The sequence below is a fragment of the Chloroflexus sp. genome (assembly GCF_034434295.1).
Classification (GTDB): domain Bacteria; phylum Chloroflexota; class Chloroflexia; order Chloroflexales; family Chloroflexaceae; genus Chloroflexus.
The window spans coordinates 74,398-94,508 of the sequence record NZ_DAOTZQ010000055.1; the positions used below are offsets into that span (position 1 = coordinate 74,398).

Consider the following 20,111-nt stretch of genomic DNA (forward strand, 5'->3'; position numbering starts at 1 on the left):
CGATGAAAGAGCCGTAGCACTCTGAAACCCGTGCTACGTTGGTATCTTTTTGCAGATGCGACTCTTTCTGACATCTGCATCATCGTGCTTAACGAGTAATATCGTTAGGACGCGCTGGAGAGAACCTCACAACAACTCGTATCGCCAGTTGTGTCGTAGAGGGGAAATATTGAAGCAAGGCTTCCGTACTCTGGGTAAAGCTGCGTATACACGCCCGTCAGCGTGAGTGTATTGTCCTGAGGGCGATGTTTGTGAATGTAAACGTTGTGCTACTCGATCCCTGTTTTGAAACCGAATGCGAAGTACGCTTGATATATGCCACCTTTTACCGCTAAAACCCTCCGCAAAGCAATCGTTGATCGTGTTCTGGCGGGGCAATCTGTGACGCTGCTGTGCCCACATGCTCGTGAATGTGGTGGCTGTGCTTTTCAGGATCGCACTTACACAGATCAGGTTGCGGCAAAAACAACGATCCTGCGCACGTTGTACTCAGAAGGTGGCATTGATGCCTCCGCTTTCGAAGTCGTTGCTTCACCCGATCCCTTTGCCTATCGTACCCGCATGGATTACGTTGCCACCAAGGGGCGTTTCGGGCTGCGTGCTCACGGTAAATTCAACTACATTATCGAATTGACGACGTGTCATCTGATTCCGCCAACAGCCTTCGCTGCTGCCCAGGCAGTCTGGCGGCGTGCACTTGCCCTGGGACTACCTGATTACGATGTTCGCACCCATACCGGTTTTTTGCGCTACATTGTGGTACGGCGTAGCCCTGATGATGAGTTGTTACTCGCCGCCGTTACCGCTGGTGGTGATGAGGCAGTGATGGCAGAGCTGGCCGCTACAGCCCTGGCCCAACCGGGGGTGGTCGGTTTTTACTGGCTGGTCAATGACACGCTTACCGATGTCTCGTTTGGTGAGGTACGTCGACACTGGGGAGCTGATCGGTTAGCTATGCGGGTTGGACACTTTACCTGCTTTATCGGGCCAAATACCTTCTTCCAGAACAATATTCATCTGACCGAACGGCTGATCAATGACGCAGTTGCCGCAGCCGCCCCTGATGCTACGATGCGGGTCGCCGATCTCTACGGCGGCGTTGGTGTCATCGGGTTGCATCTGGCTCAGTCAGCCGCACGAGTTGATTGTGTCGAGTCAGTAGCTGAAAGTGTGCAGCTTGCACATCAGAATGCGCTGCTGAATAAGGTGTCGAATGTACATCCGATCTGTGCGGATACGCTGACCTACTTGCAGGAACAACCAACCGGCAGCCTGCCGGTCGTGGTGGTTGATCCACCACGTACCGGGTTAGGACTGCTGGTTTGCCAGGAATTGCTTAGAATCGCCCCGCAGCGGATTGTCTATGTCTCGTGTAATCCATTGACGCAGGTCAACGATCTCCAACACTTACAGTCGGCGTACCGGATTGTCGGTTTACGCGGCTACGACATGTTTCCGCACACACCACACGTTGAAGTCATGGCAGTGCTGGAACGTCGTGTAAACGACTAGCCGCAACCGTCGGCATCAGAACATCGCTACTGCGTCACCGTCAGGGTGCCCTTCATTCCAGCCAGATAGTGCCCAGGGAAGGTACAAATGTAAAGGTATGTACCCGGTGCTGGAGTACGGAATGTAACACTGCCACTCTGACCAGCGTTGAGCATCGCTGTCCAGGCCAGCGCATTTGGGGTGTCAGGTGGCGGCACGAAGAGGGCATCGGCGTTATTTTGAGCGGCAGTATTGACAGCGGCGGCTACATCATCGCCACCATTCACCAGCACCTAGTTGTGTTGGACACCCAGGTTATTCTGATTGACGAAATCGAGGCGCACGACCGTATTTGCCGGTAAGGAGAGTGATGTTTGGGCAAACGCCAGGGCATCTGGAGCAGGCCGTATCTCAACCGTTTGGGCTGGAGTTTCATTGACGGCATTCAAACCACCCGGTGCATTGGTGGCTTGCGTAGCCGGAGCAGTGGTTGGTTGAGCCGCCGGGGGCTGCGTTGGGGCAGGTGCGGCCGTAGGGCGTGGAGTAGCGGTTGGTCGCGGGGTTGTTGCCACAAAGCCACCAGCAGTTGCGTTGGATGCAATCATGACAATCAACATAATCAAACCAGCACCGAATGCCAGACCGATCATCACAATCAACGGTGGCCCACCGGCGCTTCCTCCCGAAAACGTCGAACCTCTACTGCTGCTGCGCGAACGGAAATTGCTTCTGCCAGAACCTCGCCAGCTCATCTGCGACCTCCTCTGTCAGGTTCATATCGTGACATCCGGCACATAGTCTAGTGTAACATAAAACTCAATCTTCGATGGATAGTAGTTTTGCAATGCTGAAAAAAGGTATGTATGAAAAGCCAAACAACTACATCACTGCTCGCCAATATTGCTCCACTACTCTTCGTGTTACTTTGGAGTACCGGTTTTATCGGTGCACGCTATGGTCTACCCTATATCGAGCCATTCACGTTTCTTAGCATTCGTTTCGTGCTGGTACTGATCCTGCTGGGTGCGCTGACAATCATGTTTCGCCAGCCGTGGTTGCGTCAGCCAGTTGCGTATGGACACAGTGCGATTGTCGGGGTTTTGCTCCATAGTGGCTATCTGGGTGGGGTCTTTTTTGCTATCGATGGTGGTATGCCGGCAGGATTAACCGCGTTAATTGTCAGTCTGCAACCTGTCCTGACGGCACTGTTCAGTCAGTGGACATTGGGTGAACAGATTACTGCCCGGCAGTGGCTAGGGCTGGCGTTAGGGTTGGTGGGCGTAATGGCAGTTGTTGGTGACAAGTTGCTGTTTACCGACACATCGGTTGTGACGCCGATAACATTAGCCAGTGCAATCGTTGCTTTGCTCGCGACTACGGCTGGTACTCTCTACCAGAAACGCTTTGGTGTGGGTTTGCCGTTGTTGAGCGGGACCTGGGCACAGTATCTGGGTGCGCTGGCATTGATAGCACCATTGGCACTACTCTTTGAAACCCAGGAGATCGAATGGCGACCAGAGCTGATTGGCTCTTTGCTGTGGCTCACCCTTGTGCTGTCGATAGGTGCTATTCTGCTCTTGATGGTCTTGATCCGGGCACGTTCAGCAGCCCGTGTGTCAAGCCTCTTCTACCTGGTACCGCCGGCGACGGCGGTTGAGGCGTGGTTGTTATTCGGCGAACGGTTAGGGTTGCTGGCAATCGTGGGGTTGGTAGTGGCCTCTATTGGGGTTGCCCTGGTTGTTGTGACCCCACCATCCCAGGCTGAGTCGGGTCGCTATCGCGTATATATTGATACAATCGGACACGCGCTGCAACACAGACAACCGGTGTTTTCGTTATTTGGTGTACATGCTGGCTGGATTGTACCCCGTATCTAATAAAGACGTAATATACATGAACTATAACGGATGCGACTTGTGATTGTTGGAGTGGCCGGGTCGGTTGTTGTGAAAGCCTACACATAACAGCTCGAACCAAAAGTAAGATTAGACTGATCTAATACAATACTCCAGGTATCACCGACCCGCTCAACATCACAAGTCGTGGATTTCAAACATGGTGAAATTGTTCATCCCGGTACTAAACCGGTTAGCAATCTGATAATGATTGGCTACCCGAATCGTTGTATTTTGAGGTAGAACAATTATTTATTTTCATCATTTCGTAACAAACGATGGTGCTGATCAAAGGTCGATACAGATTGCAGAACACGTTCAATTGAGTAGATAACAAAAGGTCATCAGTGTCGCCTATTGTCGGACGTGACCGGTACCATTGGCGACTGAGGGAGCAATATACCGTATGAGTCGAAACAATAATGAAGCCCACTCCCTCTTTGTCGAGTTGCAGCAACAATACCTTCATCAACTGGATGACAAGATTGCGCACATCTCCGCACTCTGGGAGCGATGGCAGTATGATGCTCTGCAACGCGACGATCTGGTTGCTTTGCAGCGTATCGCCCATAATCTGGCGGGTTCGGGAGCTACGTTTGGCTTGCAGGCGGTAAGTGATGTTGCCCGTACCCTTGATACCGCCCTACAAACCTGGTTGTCTACTGATCGGGATTTACCAGCACTATCTGATCTTGAACCGCTAGTGACAGGCTTGCTGAATGCACTGCGTGAACGCAAGCTACAATCTCAGGTAGCCGTTCAATCAACGCAGGTGGCAAGTGACTCAATTCTGGTCTATATTGCTGGTCACGATCCCGAAGAGACTACTGAGTTGATGCGCCAGATTGCGTATTTTGGTTATGTTGCTGAGAGCTTTCTAAGCAGCACCGATTTGTTTGCAGCGGTTGAACGTCGGTTGCCAAACCTTATTGTGCTCGATGTCAATTTGCAGGATGGTGTTCAGAGTGGCATTGCTACGGCAGCCATCTTGCATGATCGGTATGGGGACACGATTCCGATCATCTTTACTGCCACTTCTGCCGATTTCCATCTGCGTTTGGCGGCTGTTCGGGCCGGTGGATGCGGGTATTTTACCCGTCCTCTTGACGTAGGTCTGCTGATCGATCAGATCGATCAGTTGACCCAGCGCACGAGCAGCGAGCCGTATATGGTTCTCATCGTTGACGACTCGCCATTAATGGCCGAGGTGTATGCATTGGCGCTCCGTGCGGCTGGAATGCGGGTTGTGTCTACAACCAATCCTATGGAAGTGCCAGACCTGCTCGCCGAGGAGCAACCCGACCTGATCTTGCTCGATGTATATATGCCCGACTGCAATGGACAGGAACTGGCAGCCGTTATTCGTCAGCAACCGGAATATCATAGCGTACCAATTGTCTTTCTTTCCGGCGAGACTGATCGTTCAGTGCAGTTGGCGGCACTGGCCCGTGGTGGTGATGATTTTCTTACCAAACCGATCAATCTGGAGCATCTGATCGCTGCGGTCAGCTCGCGTATTCGACGGGCGCGGACGATGCGGAGCCTGATGGTACGTGATGGTCTAACCGGGCTGTTCAATCATAGCGTTACCCAAGACCTCCTGATGCGCGAGGTAGCACGGGCGCGGCGCAATGCACGGCCGCTCGCGGTTGCCCTGCTTGATATCGATCACTTTAAGCAGGTCAATGATCGCTACGGTCACCAGGTGGGTGATCGGGTGTTAAAGAGTCTGGCCCGTCTCTTGCGCCAACGGCTACGGGCAACGGATGTTATCGGGCGCTACGGTGGTGAAGAGTTTCTCATTGTGATGCCAGACACTCGTGCCGGTAGTGCAGCGATGGTGATTGATAGTCTGCGTGAGCGGTTTGCCCATATCGAGCACCAGCGTGAAGGTGAACCGTTGCGCGTGACCTTTTCGGCTGGCGTCGCCGAGTGGCAGATGGGGTTGGATGCCGGTGCGCTGATTGAAAAGGCTGATGCAGCTCTCTACCAGGCCAAACACAATGGACGCAATCAGGTGGTTGTGGCCGATGTGTCTCTGACTCAGCCGCCACAACGACACGCCCTACCGCTCACACCGTCTCGCCTGAGTCAGGCACCGCTTGTACTGGTGGTAGATGATGACCCCGATATTTGTCGACTCTTGCAAATCTGGTTAATGGATGCCGGCTATCGGGTGGAAGTCACTCAGAGTGGTATGGATGCTCTTCAGCGCATTGCTCAGGGTGGGGTAGATATTGCGCTCATCGATATTCTGATGCCGGAAATGAGTGGAATTGATGTGCTCGACCAGGTGCGGCGCAATGGGGCAGAGCCGGCAGTAATTATGACAACCGCCTTTGGTTCCGAGCAAATCGCTGTCAATGCTATTCGACACGGGGCCGATGATTACCTGCGCAAGCCAATTGATCGGCAAGAACTGCTGGTCGTACTTGATCGGACGATGACCAATCTCAGATTACGACGTGAGAATCTGGCGTTGCAACGGCGGCTCGATCAGAAGCGACGTGAGCTGGAAGCAGAGATTAAACACGCTGCTCAGATTCAGGCCGACATGCTGCCGCAGCAGATGCCGCGCTTACCAGGGTATAGTATCGCTGCGCACTGCATTCCGGCGCGTGATGTCGGTGGTGATTTCTACGACTGGCATTTTCCGGCTCCCCATTTGTTGAACCTGACCTTCGGTGATGTGATGGGGAAGGGGATGTCGGCGGCGTTGTTGATGACCACCACGCGCGCTGTTATCCGTTCGGTTGCTCGTGATACGACGCCGGAAGTCAATATGCGTTACGCCGTCAAAGCTCTACACGCCGATCTGGATCGCACCAGTAGTTTTGTGACCCTTTGTCACTTGCAGTTGAATCTATTGACCCATACCCTGGCCTTCGTTGATGCCGGTCATGGCCTGAGCTTCATTCGTCGTCACGGTGGACAATGTGATCGTCTCGAACCTCGTGGGGCGCCACTCGGTATCTTTTCGCACGAACTGTATCGCCAGGGCGAGACGATGCTTCATCCCGGTGATGCCCTGGTGTTGTTTAGTGATGGTCTGCTCGACCCATGGCCGGCGTTGGCCCGCGATCCGCTCCAAATTAACGATTTGCTCAATGATGGTATGTCGGCGACCGCAATTGTGAATCGTTTGCTGGCAGTGCCAGCATTACTTGGTCCGCTCACCGATGATCTGACGGTAGTCGTCCTGGTACGAGATATGGTTGCAGGGGCGTAGCCATATGGTTGTGAAGCAACTGCTGCGATGGACGTTGGGGCTTTTTCTGTGTCTTCAAGGGCTTGCGCTCCCGGCGCCGCTAGCGGCCCAGGGTTCAGTCCATCGGTTTGCCGACCTGGGCTACGGTGATCGCACCGCTTTTGGCATTGATGCGGTGCTGGATTACTATTTTCCGATTCCGACCGGCTTACGTCCACGCAGTAATGGTGTATTGACCCTACACTTCACCCATTCACCTCTTTTGTGCGCTGATCGCTCTACCATCACTGTCGTGCTTAATGGCCGTTCGTTGGGTAGTACCCGTTTAACTCCTGACAACGCCGAAGCTGGAGTGCTGTCAGTCGTTTTGCCAATCGCTGGATTTGACGGGCCTGGCCTGTTTTTTCAGGTTCGTCTGCACATGCGACTGACCGATGATATTTGCGAAGAAGTGCAAAACCCGGCTCTGTGGACGGTTGTGAAGGGTGACTCAACTCTGCAACTCGATCTCCAACCGGTTGAGGCTGGAACCTTAGCCGATGTCGCTGCGCTCTTTGCGCCATTACCACTCAGCTCACCAGAGGTGCGGGCGCCGCCAACGATTGTCTTGCACCCGACAACTGACCAATCTACGCTGGCGGCTGCCGGACAGGTCGCTTTCGCCATTGGCCGCTGGGCTGCATCGGCGCAACAAGACCCGGTATTGACAATAAGTGATACTGTTCCCGAACAGCTTCCGACCATCGTGGTGGCATTGGCTTCATTGCCGGAAGGTAACTGGGGTTCTGTGCGCTGGAATGGCGGAGCGTATGAAGTGGATGGTTAGGAAGTACCGCCTGATCATGGGTTGTTGATGTTGGCATCAGCCTCACCACCACGATTACTGGTAGCTGGAGCGACGCCGACGGCACTGCGCCTTGCTGCTCAGGCGCTGAGTACTTCGTTACCGCCAGCAGCGGTGCTGGCCGTAACCCAACCACCACCACAGCTCCCTGCGGCAGCCTGGCGTAATGGGGCCGCCAGTTTTGCTCAGCTCGGCGTGGATCGTCGGCAGGTGGTGGGCGCCGGTGAACATCAGATCGTCTTCGCCTTCGAGCGGCCAGCCGGCTGGGATGTTCGGGTAGGCGGTACGCTCGATCTGCATATTGCTACGGCGGCCGGCTTAAGAGCACCAACTTCATGGGTGACGGTTGCCGTCAACGGGATAACCCTTGGCTCACAGCGTTTGCAGGTTGAAACGAATGGCCCAGTGCAATATCGGTTTACCTTACCGTCAGATCTGCTCAACAGCGATCTGGAAGGTACGCCGATCCGTCGGCTTGATCTCCAGATTCGTCTCTACCTCGATCTCCCAAATAGCGGTTGTGAGGAAGTAGACACTTCGGCTGCATGGGCTGTGATCGAGCCGACATCGGCCTGGCGTTTGCCCAACGATCCGGCAGCGGTTGATGATCTTGGACGTTTTCCGGCAGCGCTTCTCGCCGATACAAATGCCCGGTTGGTGTTACCACCCCAACCGGCCATACAAGATGTTCAGGCTGGATTAGAACTGGCCGCTGCGATGGGGCGTTGGGTAACGCTCAAGGACGTGCCACCACCCATCCTATTGACGGCGAATGACATTGGCGATGATCGTAACGGGCCGCTGGTTATTCTGGGTAGTCGGGAACGACATCCACTGGCTGCAATGCTCAATGCGTCATCCAATACGCCGTTTGTGTACCAGCCCGGTCGGAGCGCACAGGCGACCCTGAGCATCGTACCATCACCGTGGCAGTCAGGTGCGCGTGTATTACTCATCGCTGCGGCTGATAGTGAAGATCTGCGGCTCGGAGTACGGGCTTTACGCGAGTGGGCATTGTTGCGGGTGCTTCGTGGTAGTCAGGCCCAGATCGCTGCCGATCCTGACCCGACAGTGGTGTCATTGACGAATCCTCTACAGACACCGCCGCAAACCCTGACCCCACGCATTGAAGTGATCCTGCTCGAACGTTTTCCGGCCTGGCAGGTGGTTGGATCGATCTTGTTGATTGCTCTGGTAGCAACGGCAGTGCTAGTGATCCGTATCCGTTGGTTGCGGCGGAGGTAAGAGGCAGGCGATGAATTCGTCCTTCACCCTTACAACCTTAGAGCGGGTTGTTGGTTGGGGCGCTGACCAATGGGCGATGTTTCGTCGTGGTTTGATCAAAATCCTCGTGGTGACCAATCTGGTATTGGGCGCATATTACCTGCTCTGGCGCGGTACGGCTTCGCTCAACTGGGATGCGTGGCTCTTTTCTCTGGCACTGTTTGGGGCCGAACTGTACAGTTACATTAGTAGTTTTTTGTTCGGTCTTACCGTGTTTCGCCTGCGGGAACGGGGCGAGCCGCCACCTGCACCTCCAGGCTTGCGGGTTGATGTCTACATCACTTGTTACAATGAGCCAGTCGAACTGGTACGCAAGACGGTGCGTGCGGCGCTGGCCATATGTTACCCACATCAGACGTATCTCCTGGATGATGGCAATAGTCCGGCGATGCGCGCAATGGCTACTGAAGAGGGGTGTGGTTACGTCACCCGTTCAGCCGCCTGGGTAGGATTTGACCGGCACGCTAAAGCTGGAAATCTGATCAATGCGCTTGAACATACTACCGGTGATTACATTCTGATTTTGGACGCTGATCAGGTGCCTCTCCCCCAGATTCTGGATCGTACCCTGGGATATTTTAGCGACCCAAAGGTGGCGTTAGTCCAGACACCCCAGTATTTTGTCAATGTGCCGCCCGGTGACCCTTTTGGTAGCCAGGCTCCACTCTTCTACGGGCCAATTCAACAAGGCAAAGATGGCTGGAATGCTGCCTTCTTCTGTGGCTCGAATGCCGTGCTGCGGCGTGAAGCACTGGCGCGTACCGGTATCCGCTTCTTCGTGCGCGATGTTGAGCGACGCATCCGGCGGGCATTGCGTGAGGCAGATACGGTCATCCGGCGGGCAGAGCGGCAACTGGCACCATCCGAACGAACACAGATCGCACCTGCCCTTCAGTCCCTACGACGGGCCGTGAAGTGTGCCCGCCAGGAGCTTGATCGCGGTGACACCTTTCAAGAGGTCACCGAACGGTTTCAGCACCGTGCCGAAGATGCGGCGCGGATGGTGGTTGCGGCTAATTTGCGGCAGATTATGGCCGATCTGGCCGAGATTCAGGCAGTGGAAGCCGCCGAGATTATGCAATCACTGCATGATGAAGCAGTGCTGGCAGAGCTGACCAGGCGGGATCGTTCTCCCCTGGCGGCCATCGAGACAGTCCGGCAGCTTATTCCACTGTTGGTGAATGAGGCCATGGATTATCTTCCCATCTCTACCATTTCAGTCACCGAAGATATGTCAACGTCGATGCGCCTGCACGCTACCGGCTGGCGTTCGGTCTACCACGACGAGATTCTGGCTCACGGTCTGGCACCGGAAGATTTACGGAGTGCGTTGCAACAGCGTTTACGCTGGGCACAGGGAACGATCCAGGTCTTTTTACGCGAGAATCCTCTGCTGTTGCCAGGGCTGAGCATCGGGCAACGGCTGGCCTATCTCGATACCATGTGGAGCTACTTTTCGGGTCTGCCAACGATCATATACCTGATCTCTCCTGTGCTGTTCCTGATCTTTGGGTTGCTACCGGTCAATGCGCTCTCGGCAGAATTTTTCTGGCGCCTGCCCCCATACTTGCTGGTCAATCAGTTGCTCTTTGCTGTGATCAGTTGGGGACGACCGACCTGGCGCGGCCAGCAGTACAGTCTGGCCCTTTTCCCCATCTGGATCAAGGCTGTGGTTACAGCCGCAGCGAATGTCTGGTTTGGTAAGAAACTGGGCTTTATCGTCACGCCGAAGACCAGGCAGGCGGGGCGTTATTTCGGGTTGGTGCGCTGGCAACTGCTGATGATGGTTTTGCTGGCAATTGCAATCGGCGTGGGTTTACTACAACTGGCGCTGGGATGGCGTACCGATGGTATGCCGGTACTTGTCAATGTCTTCTGGGCCGTGTACGATCTGGTTATGCTCAGCGTGGTCATCGATGCCGCATTGTACCAACCTGCAGAGGAGTCATTGTCAGAGTATGCTTAACGACGTTATCAAAGAGGTCACTATGGAGATTACCGTCAATCCGGTAAGCGAACAGGCAGCAGTTGTGCAGTTGCGCGGGCGACTCGATCTGTTAGTGGCAAATGATGTGAAACAACGCCTGGTCAAAGCGGTCAATGAAGGTTTTCGGTTACTTGTGATTGATATGAGTGAGGTGAGCTTTGTCGATAGCTCAGGGTTGGGGGCGCTCATCGGTGGTTTGAAAGCTGCACGACTGGCCGGGGGTGATTTGCGACTGGCTCAGCCTGGCGCACAGGCACTGGCAATGCTCGAATTGACTACGCTCAATCGGGTGTTACGTCCGTTTCCCAATGTCGCTGAGGCGTTGCAGGCCGGTTAGTAATGGTCAGGCGGATACAGAAGGTAGTACCAGGTGCGGGCATGGTGAAGAGACAGGTTATGCATTGGATCGAACACGATTACGAATTGAATGCGAATCTCCCGGAAGGGATTGAACAATTGCATACCGCACTGGCTACGTTCTGGGCCGCTACTCACCTCAGCGCAGAGACACGCATGCGGTTTGGAACAGCCCTGGCTGAAGTGATTGCCAATATTTTGCAGTACGCCGTCGTGCCTGGTGATCCACCGATCAAATTGCGGTTACGCTGCACACCAACCATTCTTGAGGCACAGATTGTCGATCAGGGTCTTTCCTGGACAATGCCACGCACTACGATTGCTATGCCCGAAGATTGGGAAGAGCACGGACGTGGCCTGGCAATTGCCCAGACCATTCTCGATAAGCTGCAATACCGCCGCTTTCGTAACGTGAACTGCTGGCGATTAGTGCTGCTGCATAAAACAGCCTGACCGCGTTCGGTGGGTTAAAACTCTGCCTCAATCCATAAAAGCCTCTGTGGGGCTGGCCTGGGGGTGGGGAGTGGGTGCCCTTTCAGCCCCGTCGGGGCTTTCACGTCGTCAGGGGGGCTCAGCCCGCCTGACACCCTCGCACCCCAATCGCCACCTTCCAACTACGGTGTTGGTGTGGTTGTTGGGCGTGGTGTAGCGATCAACGATGGGATAAGCAGGGTCTGGCCGGGTTGCAGAAAATTGGGATCGGTCAGATTATTAGCCGCCACCAGTTCGTCGACCGTGACGCCGAAGCGCTCGGCAATCGCACTGAGCGTGTCGCCGGCCTGCACCACATACAGCGCGGCAATTGTCGGGGTCGAGCGTGGCGCACTGGCGTAAGCTGTCGCTGTGGCATCAATATCAAGGGTTGGCGCGGGCGTAATATCGAGAATGACCGGCATTGTTGGGATGTTGCGTGGTGGTGGTTCGGGCAAGCAGGCGGCAAGCCCTATACTGCTCCCCACCATGAGCAACCATAGTATGCCAATCCATAAACGGCGTAGCACATTTCCCCCTTCGATAATTACAACCTGGTAGTAATGTCGCTCTAACCCTGTTTTCTGTTCGATGTTTGCAACCCAAGTGTAGGTGAATAGATTCGTCGCCAGTTCCCCAAGACAAATGCAACGAATCCCACCGCTTCGAGCGAACGGGCCAGGGTGCTCGACCAGGGCCATGGGCTAAACGGCGCAGTCATCGCAACGAGCAGGCCAACATTGATCAATATCAAAGCGACCCAGCTCCAGCGTTCATCCCCGCGCGGCGCATCTCCTGGCAGCCTGGGTAAAATCCAGAACGCAACGCCCAACGCCAGTTGACTCATCCACCCCACAAACATGGTTTCGATATGCAGGGGGAGTAAGACCCAGACCAATGGCGCAAAAAGGATGCCTTTGTTGGCGAGGATAAGTGCACCAGCGGTGAGTCCCAGCAACAGATATATCAGCGAAGCACGGATGAAATAACGACTCAGGTGTGGCATCTACTTACCCCTCACCCGTGGCCAAATATTGATGATGAAACCAACCCCTGCCAGCCATTGCAAGAGAGCGGAAAGCACCAGCATCCAACCCCCGATAATGGATGGTGCCAGTCCCTGCAACGGCTCGAAGATTAGGCGTAACAACAGCCCAAGATTGAGGCAGGCAAAGATTGTCCATCCCAGCCATGCCGGGCCGCGTGGTTGTTCTTTTGTATACACCGGAAACATCCAGAGTGCGACCCCAAAGATCAACTGGGTCAGCCAGCCAAATGTTAGCAGGTGAAGGTACACCGGCGACAGGCCAGGTATACCGAAACCGGGTATTTGTTGCCAGATGCCAATCAGCAGTCCCACCACCAGGGTGATCAAGGATGCTTTGACAAAGCTACGTGTTAAAACGGGCATATATCTCTCATAACGTTTGAGAGAGTATCTGTGATTACAACGAGTTATTGTAGCAGCCGCCAGAATCGGTGTCAATCACTTTCTCAACAACGCTTCAACACTTGCCAACACCTGTGCCGGCGTGATTGCAGCCATACATTCTGGCGGGTTGGTGGCGCGTGGGCAGGTGGCAAACACCCCACACGGACTACACGGCATGCCGGCACTCAATACACGATGGCGGGCAGGATCGCCCCACGGCCCAAAGCGCAATGGATCGCTGGGACCGAAGAGGTGAATGGTCGGCACTCCCTGACTGACGGCGATATGCAGTGGTCCACTGTCAACCCCAATTACCAGTCTGGCGTGAGTAAACAGGGCCGCTAGCCGGTCAATTGTCAGATCGTTGCTGAGTACGAGTAGTTCAGGAGGACAGGTAGCCGCGATTGCGGTCAGTTCTGCGGTTTCTGCCGGGCTACCTGTCAGGAGAACTCGCTGTCCTGGTTGACGTAATTCTTGTGCCAGTCTAACCCAGTACTCGCGTAGCCAGTGTTTGGTCGGCCCACCCGTGCCGGGGTGAATGATGATCAGGTGTTCATCTGGTTTAAGATGCTGTTGAATCCAGGCGATAGCCCACGTTCGGGCAGCATCGGTTGGGGTATAGCGCAACGCAGTGGTAGTGGGTAGAGTATTGGTAAGCGCTGCGACTATATCAAGTGCCTGCTGGGTGACGTGTTGGCGAGGCTGGTATGGTAATGCGGTACTCAGCAGCGACTTGCACAGCGGATGGGCAAAGCCGATACGCTGCGGTATCCCGGCCAGCAGGGCCAGGGCTGCGCCCCACCAGTGATCATCGCGCAAGATGAGTGCAGTGTCATAAGCCTGCTGGCGGAGCCGACGTGCCGTCTGGTAGAGCAAGATATACGGCTCCCACGGCAGTGGTTTTGGTGCATCACGATTAAAGCCCGGAAAAGGGAGTGTCTCCAGGGTATCGATCTCACGCATCTGCGCCCACATCGAAGCTGCCCATGGCCCGACCAACGCTGTTACATGTGCGGTCGGTAATGCAGCCCGCAGTGCAGTGAGTGCCGGTGTTGCCAGCAACAGATCACCGAGATGATCGGGTTTGATAATGAGAATCCGTTGGGGTGGGTGCACCAGTGAACGTCGAACCAGTGGACGGGCAGTGATTGCCAGCAGATGGAGCAGTGTCGTGCGCATGGTGGGATGGATAACCAGAGGGTAGTGAAAAACCCCCTCTGGCATGGTTTAGAACAAAAGTGCGTTGACTTCACGGGCGAGTTGCCGTAAGCGTTCGGCATTGGCCTGCTGAGCGCGTTTTTCTTCCACCTCGGCCCGCTCATTGAGCCGGCGTGCCAGTTCGGGGGTGATTTTCGTCATGTTCTTGCGCAGCAAGCGCGTCGCTTCTGCCGTTGTCTCTTGCATCAGGAGTTCGTTAATAAAACGATCTTCCGGGGTTAGTCGTGAGTTGATAATTTCTTTGATTGCGGTTGTCAATCGTTCGAGCTGTTCGAGCAACGCTTGATCACCGGCATACCGGGCAGCCGCAATGTTTGCCGATAGCACGACCAGCAAATCATCAGTCACTTCATCAGCCCGCGCTTTCAACGCGGCAACCGGATCAGCGGCTGCCAACACAGCATTAATCAGGGCCGTCCCGCGTTCAAACAGCTCTTGCGATGTCCGATCAATCTCCTCGATCAGCTCCAGGATGCGCGCCCGGCGTTCGGTCAGACGCTGTGCCGTCTCAGTATCACCGGCAGCAGTAGCGGCCTCGATCTGCTCAGTCCACATCTGGAAAAAGCCATAATCGATGAGCAATCGAAGTTCGCTGACCAGATCGGGTAATTCATCATCGCTGGCGGCACGCAACTGCTCGATAGCCTCTTTCAGCTCGGCAATCGCTGCCTGCTCGGTGAGGCGTTCGAGTTGCACAAGGAGCTTTTCGCGAACTTTTACGAGCATAGCCCGCATCTGCGCCTGAGTCTCGTTGGTAGCGCCGATAAATGCTTCAAGGGTCGCAAGGAATTCCGACGTCAATTCCTTGTGATACCGCTGCACCGCAGCCGCGAACTGCTCATCATCCTCAACCAGATTGACAAGATCGGTAAGGATTTCGACGTAGCGGTTCTGTCGGCGTATATCTTCTGTTGAAACACCATCCGCTTCGTAGATAGCCTCGATGAGCGATTGCAGGCTGAGAAAACGACGTGGTGCCAGCAGATAGCCGCGTGGCGTGTCGGGTGGCAACGAGCGGAGGAAAAATGCGGATGCATCACCGATAAAGCGATCAATCTCTTGCGGTTGACTGTTGAGTTCTTGCGGAACGTACACCAGAAAAAGCTGTTTTCCGGCGTCGTGATAAACGAGTGGTGCGCTGAGGACGCTCGCCACACCACAGCGGGGACAGGCTGCGATGTTGAGTTGGCCGGTCAGCAGTGCTCCCTTAAGCTCTGGTTGATCACCACCATCAACTAATGTGAAAATAAACGAACGAAAACGTGTCCCGCAAGCAGGGCAGGTAAGTTGAACCGGTTGCGGAGGTGCCGAAGGCATTGATTTTCTCCAGTGTCTAATCACTTCACTGATCGCTGATTATACCACTCGTTGCCCGACAACGGCGTAGAGTGGATCACTAAGCCAGTGATGAGGGGATCGATCAAGACAGCGGATATTCGTGAAGCCGCCGGCCAGTTCAAAGTAGCAACGCACCAGTTCCAGATGTTGACGGTCGTTGGTTGCCAGCCAGATACGTACCGCTTTACTGGGAAAGCAACGGTTGGAAAAAGTAACGATGAAGGGGCCACCCGGTTTGAGAATACGGGCGACGTCGGCAAAGACTTCGACAGGTCGCGTCATGTATTGCACAGAGACGGTGCAAATCACCCCATCGAAGGTAGCATCGGAGAATGGTAACCGTGGCTGAGCATTGAGGTCGTGAATGACATACTCGTGGAGTTGTGGGTTGAGCCGCATCTCCTCTTCGTTGAGGCCAAGCCCAACCACCCGATTCAGCGGAATATCAGTCGGTAGATGACTGACATAGCTGCTCATCAGATCGAGCAGACAACCACCCTGAGGGAGTTCCTCGCGAATCAAATTGGTGACAGCCCGGCATGCCGCTTCATCGATGTGGGCTGTCAGGCGGGGGTAAAGATAGAAGAGGCGATCATCGCTCTCATCATAACGTTCAAAGTACTCAGGTGGAAGACCGCTCTGCCGCACTATTGCCCCCATCTCGTATGTAGACACTGATAGTCGATGTTGTCCTGAAATCTTGTATGATCGCAGCGAGGAACCGCATATCTGGAGTGAGTGCAAAGAGACTTCTTCAACGTTCAACCAGTATGTCTACTCGTGCTGTTCATGTGATTTGACGTAAACGCTATAACATCGAAGTGATCGCACTATGTTATAGTATAGGTCGGTTTTCGATCTGAGCGCAAGGGTGAGCTTTCAGCGAGGTGCGTCATGCGGGCGATCCAGATTCATCAGACCGGTGGGCCAGAGCAGTTACAGATGGTTGATATTCCTCTTCCCGAACCTGCCCCAGGACAGGTGCGGATTAAGGTGGCCGCTGCCGGGGTTAATTTTATCGATATCTACCATCGCACCGGTCTCTACCCCCAACCATTGCCGTTTACCCTGGGATTAGAAGTGGCCGGTACGATTGATGCTCTTGGTGAAGGGGTGAGTGAATGGGCAGTTGGTGACCGGGTTGGTTGTACGACCGCCATTGGCGGTTACGCCGAATATGCCCTGGCCGCAGCCGATAAGCTGGTACGGGTGCCCGATAATGTCGATGTGGAGACAGCAGCGGCAGTGCTCCTGCAGGGCATGACGGCCCACTATCTGACGTTCAGCACCTTTCCGCTGAAAGCGGGTGATACCTGTCTGGTGCATGCTGCGGCTGGAGGGGTGGGGCTATTGCTAATACAGATTGCCCGGCGTTTGGGGGCGCGGGTGATTGGTACAGTTTCGACTGCGGAAAAAGCCGAACTGGCCCGCGCAGCCGGTGCCGATGAAGTGGTGATCTACACCCGCGAGTCGTTTGTCGAGCGGGTGCGAGCATTTACGAATGGTCGTGGCGTCGATGTGGTATACGACTCGGTCGGTGCCAGTACGCTGGAAGGTAGTCTCGATAGCCTGCGTCCACGGGGGATGTTCGTTACCTTTGGCAATGCCAGTGGCCCCTTGCCGCCGATCTCACCATTGTTGCTGAGTAGCAAGGGGTCGCTGTTTATGACGCGGCCCACCCTCTTCCACTACATTGCCACGCCTGAAGAGTTACGCTGGCGCGCCAATGATCTGTTCACCTGGATCGGTGCCGGCGAGTTGCAGGTTCGCATTCACCGGCGGTATCCGCTGAGTGAAGCGGCTGAGGCGCAGATTGCCCTGGCCAGTCGGGCCACTACTGGCAAGTTGTTACTGATTCCGTAATTGGCCTGTTGCCATACAGTCGGGATTTCTTCCTGGTATCTACGTCGCGGAGATGCGCAGCATAGCGCTCCGCGACGTTTTTTCATAAGTAGAGAGGAGACAGATCCATGCGTCTGGTGATGAAGTTTGGTGGTACTTCGGTTGGCAGCGCCGATGCAATCCGGCGTGTGACCGAGATTGTCGGTACGTATGCCCGTGAACACGAGGTGGTCGTGGTGGTGTCGGCAATGAATGCCCCTGATCTGCGCACGACCGATACTCTAATTGCAGCGGCAAAAGCGGCAGCAGCGGGTAATGGTGATGCGACTGCGCAAATCGCTCCTCGTCTGCTCGATCTGCATATGCGCACAGCAGCCGAGGTGGCATCGCCAGCGGAGTGTGCGGCGCTCGAACCGCAGATCCGTTCCATGCTCGACTACATGAGTAACCTTTCCCGCAGTATTGCTGTGTTAGGGGAATTGACTCCGCGGGCATTAGACCTGTTTAGTGGTCTCGGCGAACGGCTCAATGCGCGTCTGATCGCTGCTGCGCTGCGTAGCGCCGGGATTGATGCCGAGGCGATTGATGCAACCGAACTTATTGTGACCGATGATCGGTACGGGAATGCCTCGCCTATCGAACCGGATACGCGCGAGCGCAGCCGGGCCAGGCTCTTGCCGATGCTGGCCGATCGAAAGGTGCCGGTTGTCACCGGTTTTATCGGCGCGACCCGTGCGGGTGTGCCGACGACATTGGGCCGTGGTGGTTCGGATTACACCTGTGCTATTTTGGGTGCCGATCTCGATGCCGATGAGGTTTGGTTCTGGAAAGAAGTTGACGGTGTCCTTTCAGCCAACCCGAAGGTGGTGCCGGAAGCCCGAACGTTACCTCGCCTCTCGTATGCCGAGATGGGTGAGATGGCCTATTATGGTGCCAACGTTCTCCATCCGAAGACGGTTCAGCCGCTGGTACACCGGCGTATTCCCATTCGCATTCGCAATACCTTCAATCCGAGCCATCCGGGAACGTTAATCGATGCGGAAGGTGATGGCGAAAGCGTGCGGGCAATCACTGCTATCAGAGGTCTTAGCCTGATTACGGTAGGAGGGCCGGGTATGCTGGGCCTCACCGGTGTGGCGGCCCGTATCTTCAGCGCAGTTGCCCGTGTTGGTGCTAACATTCTGCTCATCTCGCAGGCTAGCAGCGAGCAGAGCGTCTGTTTTGCCGTCCCAGGTGATGAGTCAGAGCGTGTGGTAGAAGAACTCCGTCGCGAACTGGCGCACGAATTCGCGGCCCACGATGTCGATCACATCGGCACCATTGCGCCGGTCGTAATTGTCGCAGTGGTCGGATCAGGGATGCGGGGCACACCGGGCATTGCCGGACGGGTGTTTGGTGCGTTAGGGGCAGCCCGGGTTAACGTAATTGCGATTGCGCAGGGTAGCACCGAGAACAACATCTCACTGGTGGTTGCCGACGCCGACGCCGATGCTGCTGTGCGGGCAGTGCATGCGGCTTTTGTTGGGTAAGTGATCTGTTCGATGACAAAGCGTGGCGCGGGTATGATGCCCGCGCCACACTGTTTGCCAGCCTCAAGCCCGCTCTACAGAGTAGGCGGCTATGGCAGGATTGACACATCTTTAGCAAGGAATCCTGTTCATACCACCCACTACCTGCGCGAGAGTGCCAGATGTGCTTCGTGCAGGAGCCGTTCGGTGGTATCCCAACCCACACAGCCATCGGTGAGCGAGACGCCGTAACGGAGCATGCTCCGGTCGGCAACCAGCGGTTGCTTGCCCTCGAAGAGATTGCTCTCCAGCATCATGCCGATGATCGGCAACGGTTCCTCTACCATATACCCCAGCACCGTTTGCCAGACGGCCTCCTGCCGGCGAAAATCACTGCCGGAGTTGGCATGACTACAGTCAATCATCACTGCGGGCTGGCGCTCGGCTTCACGCATCAGGCGGGTGGTCTGGACGATATACTCCAGGTGATAGTTCGGCCCATGCCGCCCACCGCGCAGGATGACAAAGCTATCGGGGTTGCCGGTTGTGCGCACGACGGCACTGCGCCCGTCTTCATCGATCCCCAGAAAGCTGTGCGGTACTGCCGCAGAAACGCAGGCATTGACGGCAACCTGAATCCCGCCGTCGGTGCCATTTTTGAACCCGACTGGCATCGAGACACCGCTGGCTAGCGCCCGATGAGTCTGCGCTTCACTCGTGCGGGCACCAATAGTTGCCAGGCTGATCTGATCGTCGAGGTACTGTGGACTGATCGGATCGAGCATCTCTGTCGCAACCGGTACCCCTAGCTCATTGATCGCTAGCAGCAGTTGTCGAGCAATACGGAGACCAGCAGCCATGTCGAAGGAACCATCGAGGTGTGGGTCGTTAATCAGGCCGCGCCAGCCTACTGTCGTTCGTGGTTTTTCGAGATAGGCCCGCATCACGATTAATAACTGATCGCCCAGTGGCTTTTGTAGTGCCTGCAAACGGCGGGCATATTCAAGGGCTGCTTCGGGATCGTGGATCGAACACGGGCCAACGACCATGATGCGGCGCTGGTCTTCACCGCGTAAAATGCGCCGAATGGTCGCACGGGTTTCCGCGACCGTATGTGCTGCCGCCGGTGTGATCGGTAATTCGTTTTTCAACGCTCGCGGTGGTTGGAGAGGGGTTAACTCGCGAACGTGCAGGTTAGCTAAAGGTGTCTGGTTCATACCGTTGCCAGTTTTCAAT

General features: G+C 55.3%; 17 protein-coding genes and 1 pseudogene. 9 read left to right on the forward strand and 9 right to left on the reverse strand.

What is annotated here, in order from left to right; genetic code table 11:
- The first annotated feature begins 315 nt into the window (after positions 1-315).
- Positions 316-1,512, forward strand: coding sequence for a 23S rRNA (uracil(1939)-C(5))-methyltransferase RlmD (gene rlmD / locus VAE57_RS08570; RefSeq protein ID WP_322821471.1), 1,197 nt, complete (start codon positions 316-318; stop codon positions 1,510-1,512).
- A gap of 26 nt (positions 1,513-1,538) precedes the next feature.
- Here the strand turns inward: rlmD and VAE57_RS08575 are convergent, their stop codons facing one another.
- Positions 1,539-1,778, reverse strand: a complete 240-nt coding sequence (locus tag VAE57_RS08575) for a plastocyanin/azurin family copper-binding protein (protein WP_322821472.1) — start codon at positions 1,776-1,778, stop codon at positions 1,539-1,541.
- Positions 1,779-1,784: 6 nt separating this feature from the next.
- Entirely contained in the window at positions 1,785-2,243 is a 459-nt protein-coding gene (locus VAE57_RS08580) for a hypothetical protein (protein WP_322821473.1), read from the reverse strand.
- Between the two features lie 111 nt (positions 2,244-2,354).
- On the opposite strand from VAE57_RS08580, the gene VAE57_RS08585 reads away from it, so the two are divergent.
- From VAE57_RS08585 to VAE57_RS08610, 6 genes and pseudogenes are all read left to right on the forward strand, one after another.
- On the forward strand, positions 2,355-3,368 hold the full coding sequence (locus tag VAE57_RS08585; RefSeq protein ID WP_322821474.1) for a DMT family transporter: 1,014 nt from the start codon (positions 2,355-2,357) through the stop codon (positions 3,366-3,368).
- Positions 3,369-3,792: 424 nt separating this feature from the next.
- On the forward strand, positions 3,793-6,615 hold the full coding sequence (locus tag VAE57_RS08590) for a response regulator (RefSeq protein ID WP_322821475.1): 2,823 nt from the start codon (positions 3,793-3,795) through the stop codon (positions 6,613-6,615).
- A 4-nt stretch (positions 6,616-6,619) separates the two neighbouring features.
- Positions 6,620-8,683: pseudogene (locus VAE57_RS08595) on the forward strand (cellulose biosynthesis cyclic di-GMP-binding regulatory protein BcsB).
- A 10-nt stretch (positions 8,684-8,693) separates the two neighbouring features.
- Entirely contained in the window at positions 8,694-10,688 is a 1,995-nt protein-coding gene (locus tag VAE57_RS08600; RefSeq protein WP_322821476.1) for a glycosyltransferase, read from the forward strand.
- The gene (locus VAE57_RS08605) at positions 10,681-11,046 is read left to right on the forward strand and encodes an STAS domain-containing protein (protein ID WP_322821477.1); all 366 of its coding nucleotides are present in this window, start codon (positions 10,681-10,683) and stop codon (positions 11,044-11,046) included. Before VAE57_RS08600 ends, VAE57_RS08605 begins: the two co-directional genes overlap by 8 nt.
- 59 nt (positions 11,047-11,105) lie before the next feature.
- Positions 11,106-11,519: an ATP-binding protein gene (locus tag VAE57_RS08610; protein ID WP_322821478.1), complete on the forward strand. Its 414-nt coding sequence runs from the start codon at positions 11,106-11,108 to the stop codon at positions 11,517-11,519.
- Positions 11,520-11,680: 161 nt separating this feature from the next.
- Here VAE57_RS08610 and VAE57_RS08615 read toward each other — a convergent pair whose 3' ends face one another.
- The 6 genes from VAE57_RS08615 to VAE57_RS08640 form a co-directional block, all read right to left on the reverse strand.
- Positions 11,681-12,067 carry a LysM peptidoglycan-binding domain-containing protein gene (locus VAE57_RS08615; protein ID WP_322821479.1) on the reverse strand — a complete coding sequence of 129 codons (387 nt, stop codon included), beginning with the start codon at positions 12,065-12,067 and terminating at the stop codon, positions 11,681-11,683.
- Between the two features lie 41 nt (positions 12,068-12,108).
- Positions 12,109-12,543: a hypothetical protein gene (locus tag VAE57_RS08620; RefSeq protein WP_322821480.1), complete on the reverse strand. Its 435-nt coding sequence runs from the start codon at positions 12,541-12,543 to the stop codon at positions 12,109-12,111.
- The gene (locus VAE57_RS08625; RefSeq protein ID WP_322821481.1) at positions 12,544-12,948 is read right to left on the reverse strand and encodes a hypothetical protein; all 405 of its coding nucleotides are present in this window, start codon (positions 12,946-12,948) and stop codon (positions 12,544-12,546) included.
- Positions 12,949-13,023: 75 nt separating this feature from the next.
- Positions 13,024-14,148 carry a glycosyltransferase family 9 protein gene (locus tag VAE57_RS08630; RefSeq protein ID WP_322821482.1) on the reverse strand — a complete coding sequence of 375 codons (1,125 nt, stop codon included), beginning with the start codon at positions 14,146-14,148 and terminating at the stop codon, positions 13,024-13,026.
- Between the two features lie 48 nt (positions 14,149-14,196).
- Entirely contained in the window at positions 14,197-15,504 is a 1,308-nt protein-coding gene (locus tag VAE57_RS08635; RefSeq protein WP_322821483.1) for a CpXC domain-containing protein, read from the reverse strand.
- 39 nt (positions 15,505-15,543) lie between these two features.
- A complete protein-coding gene (locus tag VAE57_RS08640) occupies positions 15,544-16,185 on the reverse strand; it encodes a class I SAM-dependent methyltransferase (RefSeq protein ID WP_416208439.1) in 642 nt (213 codons plus the stop codon).
- A gap of 234 nt (positions 16,186-16,419) precedes the next feature.
- Here VAE57_RS08640 and VAE57_RS08645 point away from each other — a divergent pair, with 234 nt between their 5' ends.
- Both VAE57_RS08645 and VAE57_RS08650 read left to right on the forward strand, forming a co-directional pair.
- Positions 16,420-17,388: a quinone oxidoreductase gene (locus VAE57_RS08645; RefSeq protein ID WP_322821485.1), complete on the forward strand. Its 969-nt coding sequence runs from the start codon at positions 16,420-16,422 to the stop codon at positions 17,386-17,388.
- A 107-nt stretch (positions 17,389-17,495) separates the two neighbouring features.
- A complete protein-coding gene (locus VAE57_RS08650) occupies positions 17,496-18,896 on the forward strand; it encodes an aspartate kinase (RefSeq protein WP_322821486.1) in 1,401 nt (466 codons plus the stop codon).
- 140 nt (positions 18,897-19,036) lie between these two features.
- Here VAE57_RS08650 and VAE57_RS08655 read toward each other — a convergent pair whose 3' ends face one another.
- Positions 19,037-20,092 (reverse strand): 3-deoxy-7-phosphoheptulonate synthase, encoded by a 1,056-nt coding sequence (locus tag VAE57_RS08655; protein ID WP_322821487.1) that lies wholly within the window; start codon positions 20,090-20,092, stop codon positions 19,037-19,039.
- Positions 20,093-20,111 lie beyond the last annotated feature (19 nt).

Bases quoted from the DNA above. Each gene is read 5' to 3' on its own strand.
- rlmD (WP_322821471.1), top strand. From the start codon at position 316: ATGCCACCTTTTACCGCTAAAACCCTCCGCAAAGCAATCGTTGATCGT.
- VAE57_RS08580 (WP_322821473.1), bottom strand. From the start codon at position 2,243: ATGAGCTGGCGAGGTTCTGGCAGAAGCAATTTCCGTTCGCGCAGCAGC.
- VAE57_RS08585 (WP_322821474.1), top strand. From the start codon at position 2,355: ATGAAAAGCCAAACAACTACATCACTGCTCGCCAATATTGCTCCACTA.
- VAE57_RS08590 (WP_322821475.1), top strand. From the start codon at position 3,793: ATGAGTCGAAACAATAATGAAGCCCACTCCCTCTTTGTCGAGTTGCAG.
- VAE57_RS08600 (WP_322821476.1), top strand. From the start codon at position 8,694: ATGAATTCGTCCTTCACCCTTACAACCTTAGAGCGGGTTGTTGGTTGG.
- VAE57_RS08605 (WP_322821477.1), top strand. From the start codon at position 10,681: ATGCTTAACGACGTTATCAAAGAGGTCACTATGGAGATTACCGTCAAT.
- VAE57_RS08610 (WP_322821478.1), top strand. From the start codon at position 11,106: ATGCATTGGATCGAACACGATTACGAATTGAATGCGAATCTCCCGGAA.
- VAE57_RS08620 (WP_322821480.1), bottom strand. From the start codon at position 12,543: ATGCCACACCTGAGTCGTTATTTCATCCGTGCTTCGCTGATATATCTG.
- VAE57_RS08625 (WP_322821481.1), bottom strand. From the start codon at position 12,948: ATGCCCGTTTTAACACGTAGCTTTGTCAAAGCATCCTTGATCACCCTG.
- VAE57_RS08630 (WP_322821482.1), bottom strand. From the start codon at position 14,148: ATGCGCACGACACTGCTCCATCTGCTGGCAATCACTGCCCGTCCACTG.
- VAE57_RS08635 (WP_322821483.1), bottom strand. From the start codon at position 15,504: ATGCCTTCGGCACCTCCGCAACCGGTTCAACTTACCTGCCCTGCTTGC.
- VAE57_RS08640 (WP_416208439.1), bottom strand. From the start codon at position 16,185: ATGGGGGCAATAGTGCGGCAGAGCGGTCTTCCACCTGAGTACTTTGAA.
- VAE57_RS08645 (WP_322821485.1), top strand. From the start codon at position 16,420: ATGCGGGCGATCCAGATTCATCAGACCGGTGGGCCAGAGCAGTTACAG.
- VAE57_RS08650 (WP_322821486.1), top strand. From the start codon at position 17,496: ATGCGTCTGGTGATGAAGTTTGGTGGTACTTCGGTTGGCAGCGCCGAT.
- VAE57_RS08655 (WP_322821487.1), bottom strand. From the start codon at position 20,092: ATGAACCAGACACCTTTAGCTAACCTGCACGTTCGCGAGTTAACCCCT.